Here is a 5,943-nt window from a genome sequence, read left to right as displayed (position 1 = left end):
AACAGAAGACGGAGCAGAAGACGGAGCGGAGGACTGAGCGGGGGACGATGCATTGACGGACATGGCGGAGGCGCTCCTCGCGTGGTCGATGCGTGCTCGGTGAGAACCGACTGCCGGTCGGTCGCGGTCAGATCGTGTTGCGGTACGGCGGCATGAAGCGCATACGCGGCATCTGGTCGGCCAGCACTCCCCCGTCGACGACGATGCGCGCCCCGGTGAGATACGCCCCGGCGTCCGAGGCGAGCAGCAGCAGCGCGCCGACGCATTCGTCGGGCCGCGCGTACCTGCCGAGCGGGATGCGCTCGCGGTACGCGGATTCGAAGGCCTCCCGGTCGAAGGGGAATTCGCCGTCGATGGGGGTCTCGACCATGCCGGGGGCGAGCGTGTTGGCGGTGATGCCGTGCGGGGCGAGTTCGACCGCCAGGGTCTCGGTGAGCAGTTGGGCGGCGGCCTTGGAGGCGTTGTAGTGGGCCAGGCCGGCCTCCGCCACCAGGGCGTTCTTCGAGGTGATGGTGATGATGCGGCCCGCGACCGAGTCCGCCGTCATGTGTTCGGCGATGCGCTGGCTGAGGAAGAAGACGGCGTCGACATTGACCCGCATGATGTGCGTCCAGCTCGCGGGGGTGATCTCGTTGAAGCGTTCCAGCGCCGCCGTGCCCGCGTTGTTGACCAGGATGTGCAGCGGGCCCGCCTCGGCGCGTACGGCGTCGACGAAGCCGGGCAGCGCGTCGATGTCCGCGAGATCCTGTCCGTACGTCCGGCAGCGGCGGCCGAGTGCCTCGATCGCCGCCGCGGTCTCGGCGACGCCCTCGGCACCGGGCAGGTCGACGAGGACCAGATCGGCGCCCGCCTCCGCGAGGCCGACGGCGAAGGACCGGCCGAGGCCCCGGGCGGCCCCGGTCACGACCGCGGTGCGGCCGGTCAGATCGAAGCGGTCGGTTCCGCGGGGCGGGACGGCTGCGGTCATGGCGGGGGTTCCTCCAGGCGGAGAGGTACGGAGAGGGGTGGGTCGGGTCCGGTCCTGATCGCCGGAGAGGTCCGGGCCGCCGCGCAGGGACACTTGGGTGGTGGCGCGGCGGCCCGGCTGCCGGTTCGATACCGGGCGACAGGGGGATGACCCCGGCGCCGTACCGGCAGGTTCGGGGGAACGGCCGGATCAGCCGTTCAGGCCCAGCAGGTCCAGCGACGGCCGGTGGATGATCTCCTCCACCGCGTCCACGTCGAGCGGCGGCAGTCCGGGGATGCCGGGGATACGGGCGATCTCCCGCAGCCCCTTCACCGAGTCGTCGACCGTGGTGAACGGGTAGTCGCTGCCGAACATCAGCTTGTGGAAGACCCCGTAGTCCTGGACCAGCCGGAGGCTGTGCCAGAGCTGGAAGGGCCGGTAGTGCAGGGCGCTGATGTCCGCGTACACATGCGGGTGCTTGCGGATGACCGCGATGCACTCGCCCTCGAAGGGGTGGCCGAGGTGGGCCAGGACCATCCGCAGTTCCGGGTGGCGGATGGCGACCGCGTCCAGGTGGCGGGGCATCGCCCACTCCAGCGGTGCGCTCGACACGAAGGTGGTGCCGGTGTGCACGAGGAGCGGGAGTCCGTGCCGTTCGGCGTACGTGTACAGCTCGTCGTACTCCTCGGCGGCCGGGTCGAAGCCCGCGTACATCGGCATCAGCTTGATGCCGCGCAGGCCCAGCTCCTGATGGCCGTAGCGGAGTTCGTCCTGCCAGCCGGGCTGGGTGGGGTCGAGGGAGAGGTAGCCGATCAGCCGGTCGGGGTGCTGTCCGGCGTACGAGGCGACCGCCGCGTCGTCGACCCAGAGACCGCTGCGCCGCGCCTTGCCGCCGACGACGATCGTGCGGGTGCCCTCGGGCGCGGTGGCGGCGTACTCCTCCCACTTCACCGTCAGGTCGACCTCGCCCGCGTGGGCGCGGGCGGAGTCGGACTTGAACGGGTCGGTGAAGTCGTGGCTGTGCCGGAAGAGATGGGAGTGGACGTCGACGATCATGTCCGGTTCCGCTTCTCCCAGCCGTCCGCGAACATGTTCCAGAAGCGGTGGCTGGGCGGGTGTTCCTCGAAGACCTCGTCGACGAGCTCGACACCGAGACCCGGTGCGGTCGGCAGGCCGATGCGGCCGTCGACGATCGGGAGGGTGCCCTTGAGCGCGTCGAAGACGTAGTCCTCCAGGAGTCCGTCGAAGGTTTCGAGGATCTTGAAGTTGGGGATTCCGAGCGTCGCGTGCACCGAGACGGTGGTGCAGAGCGGCGAGTTCGAGTTGTGCGGGGCCACGAGCATGCCATGGGTATCGGCGATCGCGGCGAGTTTCCTGACCTCGGTGAGGCCGCCGGCCATGGAGAGGTCGGGCTGGATGATGTCGACCGCGTTGGTGGCGAAGAGCTGCTTGTACTCGTAGCGGTTGTGGAAGTGCTCACCGCCGGAGATCGGGAACGCGGCGCGCTGCCGCAGTTCCGCGTAGCGCTCGATGTGGGTCCACGGCATCGGCTCCTCGAACCAGCCGATGTCGAAGGGTTCCAGCTCCCGCACCAGCCGGGCCGCGGTCGGCATGGCGAACCGGGCGTGGCCCTCGATGAACAGGTCGACATCCGGTCCGATGGCCTCGCGGACGGCGGCCACGAGGTCGACGGAGCGGCGCAGTTCAGCGCGCTCCAGCTCGTGCAGGCCGGGGCCGAAGGGGTCGAACTTGAGGGCGGTGAAGCCCTTCGCCACGGTCTCCTTCGCCTTGGCCGCGAAGATCTCGGGCTCGCGCTCGCCGGTGTACCAGCCGTTGGCGTACACGCGTACGTCGTCCCGGCAGGCGCCGCCGGTCAGCCGGTAGGCGGGGACGCCGAGCGCCTTGCCCATCAGGTCGTACATCGCCTGGTCGAGACCGGACAGGGCGATGCCGCCCATGTCGCCGCCGCGCAGGAAGTCGCCCTGGTAGACGCGGAGCCAGAGCTCCTCGATGTCGAAGGGGTCGGCGCCGATGAGGTGGCGCTGCGCCAGTGCCTCGGTGAGCGCGCAGACCTCGCGGACCCGGTAGGGGTGGGTGATCTCGCCGATGCCGGAAAGGCCCTCGTCGGTGTGGACCCGGACGTAGCCGAAGTCGCGCCAGGAGGTGCCGAGCATCAGGGTCTCGACGCGGGTGATCCGTCCGGCGGGGCCCGCCGGTCGGGTGCGGTTCACAGTGAGCATCAGCGGGTCGCTCCGCCCATGGTCGAGGTGTTCTCCAGGTCGCGGGCGCCGCCGTCGGCGAGCACGGCCTTGACCGCGGCCTCGGTGCCCTCGATGAGACGGTCCACGTCGGCGTCGGTGTGGGCGTAGCTGATGTGGCTGCGCTTGAGGTTGAGCGGCAGCTCGAACAGGCCGTGGTCGAGGAGCTTTCGGCGGTAGCCCACGAACAGTGAGGCGTCGTTGTTCAGCAGGTCCGCGTAGGTGCGGGGGGCCTCGCCCGGCATGAAGTAGCTGACGAAGACGGAACCGTAGCCGGTGACGACGGCGGGGACGCCGAGGCGCTCGTACAGTCCGGTCAGTTCGGTGCGGACGCGCTCGCCGAGCCGGAAGACGTGCTCGTGGACCGGCTCCTCGCGCAGCTTGCGCAGGGTGGCGAGGGCGGCGGCGACGACGGACGGGTGGCCGTTGTACGTACCGGCGAAGAAGGCGGGGGCGCCGGGGCGGGTGGAGAAGAGGTCCATCAGGTCGGCGCGGCCGCCGATCGCGCCGACGGGGGCGCCGTTGGCGATGGCCTTGCCGAGGGTGGTGAGGTCGGGGGTGACGCCGGAGATCTTCTGCCAGCCGCCGATGTCGTGGCGGAAGCCGGTGATGACTTCGTCGAAGATCAGGACGCTGCCGGCCTTGGTGGTCTCCTCGCGCAGCGTGGTGAGGAACTCCTGGTACGGCAGGAGCGCGCCGACGTTGTGCGGGACGGGCTCGACGATGACGGCGGCGATGTCGGAGCCGTGCTCGGCGAAGGTACGGCGGACGGCCTCGCTGTCGTTGAACGGCAGGACGAGGGTGGCTTCGAGAACCTCGGGCAGGATGCCGGTGGAGATCGGGTCGTGGCCGCCGACCTTCTCGGGTGCGGAGATGACGTTGAGGCTGACCGCGTCGTGCCAGCCGTGGTAGCAGCCCTGGAACTTGACGACCAGGCGGCGGCCGGTGGCGGCGCGGGAGACGCGCAGCGCGTGGAACGTGGCCTCGCTGCCGGTGCTGGTGAGCAGCACCTTCTCGATCGAGGGGATCAGCTCGGTGAGCTGTTCGGCGAGGAGGACCTCGCCCTCGGTGACACCGACGCCCATGTGGCCGAGGGTGGCACCGGCCTGCGCGGTGGCGCGGGCCACGTCGGGGTCGTTGTGTCCGAGCAGCGGCGGGCCGAACGCCGAATGGAAGTCGGTGTACTCGCGTCCGTCGGCGGTACGGAAGCGTGCGCCGTCCGTCCCCGTGACGACCAGGTCGGTCAGTCCGGGAACACTGCGCTGACCGCTGTTCACGCCGCCGGGTACGACCTGGCGGGCGCGCTCGGCGAGTCGGGCTCCGGATTCGTTGCCCACCGGGCCTGAACTCATATCGCTTGCTCCTTGCGTCGAGAGTCGTCGGTCTTCGCAGGCCCTGCCCGGCCCGTGAATCCCTGGCGCCATCCGCCCGGCAGTCGCCGCAGGAAGGGGGTGATCCGTGGTGCTTGAGGTGGTGCGTTTCGCTTTTTCTGAACACTGTTCTGTAGAGCAGAACAGTGCCTGGATATTACGTGCGACTTCCGGGCCGGTCAAGACCTTTCCGGCCCCCGGAAGGCCCGTTTCCGCGCTTTCTTCACAGCGAAAGGGCGTTCCGACCCCCTCCGAGGCACTAGGCTGTTCTGCTATGACGAACAGTGCTGCCCCAGAAGAACCGAAGTACTGGGTCAAGAGCGTGGCCAGGGCAGCGGACATCCTTGAGGCGCTCGCCGCCCCCGCACAGGGGAACGGCCTGAGCGTCACGGAGGTCGGCCAGGCCTGCTCCATCTCCAAGAGCGCCGCCTTCGGCATGCTCCAGACCCTGCGCGCCTACGGCCTCGTCTCGGACGACGGCGAGGGCATGAACCGCCGCTACCGGCTCGGCATGAGCCTGGCCAGGCTCGGTGACCGGGCCCGCTCCCAGGTGTCCCTGCGCGGGGTCGCCCACCCGGTGCTGAGCGAGCTGACCCGGACCACCGGAATGGCGTCCCGGCTCGCCGTGCCCGAGGACGGCCACGCGGTCGTCGTGGACCAGGTCGAGCTCGACCAGCGCGTCCGGCTCGATCTGCGGATGGGGCAGCGCGAGCTGCCGCACTGCACGGGCCTGGGCAAGGCGCTGCTCTCCGCCGTACCGCAGAGCGAGGCGGCAGCCGTCGTCGAGCGGTTCGGGCTGCCCCGGCGCACCTCCCGCACCATCACCGACCCTGCGACCTTCCTCTCGCATCTGCGCGACATAGCCCGGGTCGGCTACGCCCTGGACGACGAGGAGGACGCCGAGGGCATCATCTGCATCGGCGCGCCGGTCTTCGACGACCGTTCGGTGTGCGCCGGGGCCGTCTCCATCACCGGCCTCAAGCTCGGCCTGCCGGCCTGGCGCTACCAGGAACTGGGCGGCCAGGTACGGGACGCGGCCCGCCGGATCAGCGTCTCGCTCGGCTGGGTCGACGACGCGGACGACGCCACGTCCGACACCGACACGTCGCATTCCGACGAATTCGGGTCTTGACCAAATGGCTTAACCCGCCGTAGGTTCCCTGCCAACCGCGGTGACACTCCATGGTCACCGGCGATTTACCCTTTCCGGCCTGGTTCCGGCGCCTGCCCATCGCGCTCCGAACACCCGACAGCCGGACTTTTTCAGCCATCCGCCTCATGGCAGTCCCCCGCAGGAACGCTCCCTCACTTATCGCACTTCTCGGAAGGCGAAGTCCGCATGAGCGTTCCGCACCACTCCACCTCCGCC

General features: G+C 69.8%; 5 protein-coding genes. 1 reads left to right on the top strand and 4 read right to left on the bottom strand.

The window, feature by feature from the left end; translation table 11 throughout:
• Positions 1-127: 127 nt before the first annotated feature.
• From ABZY11_RS42330 to ABZY11_RS42315, 4 genes are all read right to left on the bottom strand, one after another.
• Positions 128-967 carry an SDR family oxidoreductase gene (locus ABZY11_RS42330; RefSeq protein WP_356484276.1) on the bottom strand — a complete coding sequence of 280 codons (840 nt, stop codon included), beginning with the start codon at positions 965-967 and terminating at the stop codon, positions 128-130.
• Between the two features lie 189 nt (positions 968-1,156).
• The gene (locus tag ABZY11_RS42325) at positions 1,157-2,002 is read right to left on the bottom strand and encodes an amidohydrolase family protein (protein WP_356484275.1); all 846 of its coding nucleotides are present in this window, start codon (positions 2,000-2,002) and stop codon (positions 1,157-1,159) included.
• Complete coding sequence (locus ABZY11_RS42320) at positions 1,999-3,186, bottom strand: mandelate racemase/muconate lactonizing enzyme family protein (protein ID WP_356484274.1); 1,188 nt, start codon at positions 3,184-3,186, stop codon at positions 1,999-2,001. Before ABZY11_RS42320 ends, ABZY11_RS42325 begins: the two co-directional genes overlap by 4 nt.
• Positions 3,186-4,556 (bottom strand): aspartate aminotransferase family protein, encoded by a 1,371-nt coding sequence (locus tag ABZY11_RS42315; protein WP_356484273.1) that lies wholly within the window; start codon positions 4,554-4,556, stop codon positions 3,186-3,188. Before ABZY11_RS42315 ends, ABZY11_RS42320 begins: the two co-directional genes overlap by 1 nt.
• Before the next feature lie 292 nt (positions 4,557-4,848).
• Between ABZY11_RS42315 and ABZY11_RS42310 the strand changes: the two genes are divergently transcribed.
• On the top strand, positions 4,849-5,706 hold the full coding sequence (locus tag ABZY11_RS42310; RefSeq protein WP_356484272.1) for an IclR family transcriptional regulator: 858 nt from the start codon (positions 4,849-4,851) through the stop codon (positions 5,704-5,706).
• The last annotated feature ends 237 nt before the right edge of the window (positions 5,707-5,943 follow it).

The organism is Streptomyces sp. NPDC006510, from assembly GCF_040611955.1.
Taxonomy (GTDB): Bacteria; Actinomycetota; Actinomycetes; order Streptomycetales; family Streptomycetaceae; genus Streptomyces.
This window is presented reverse-complemented; position numbering and strand designations above follow the sequence as displayed.

Excerpts from the sequence above, each read along its gene's own strand:
- ABZY11_RS42320 (WP_356484274.1), bottom strand. The coding sequence starts at position 3,186 with ATGCTCACTGTGAACCGCACCCGACCGGCGGGCCCCGCCGGACGGATC.
- ABZY11_RS42330 (WP_356484276.1), bottom strand. The coding sequence starts at position 967 with ATGACCGCAGCCGTCCCGCCCCGCGGAACCGACCGCTTCGATCTGACC.
- ABZY11_RS42310 (WP_356484272.1), top strand. The coding sequence starts at position 4,849 with ATGACGAACAGTGCTGCCCCAGAAGAACCGAAGTACTGGGTCAAGAGC.
- ABZY11_RS42315 (WP_356484273.1), bottom strand. The coding sequence starts at position 4,556 with ATGAGTTCAGGCCCGGTGGGCAACGAATCCGGAGCCCGACTCGCCGAG.
- ABZY11_RS42325 (WP_356484275.1), bottom strand. The coding sequence starts at position 2,002 with ATGATCGTCGACGTCCACTCCCATCTCTTCCGGCACAGCCACGACTTC.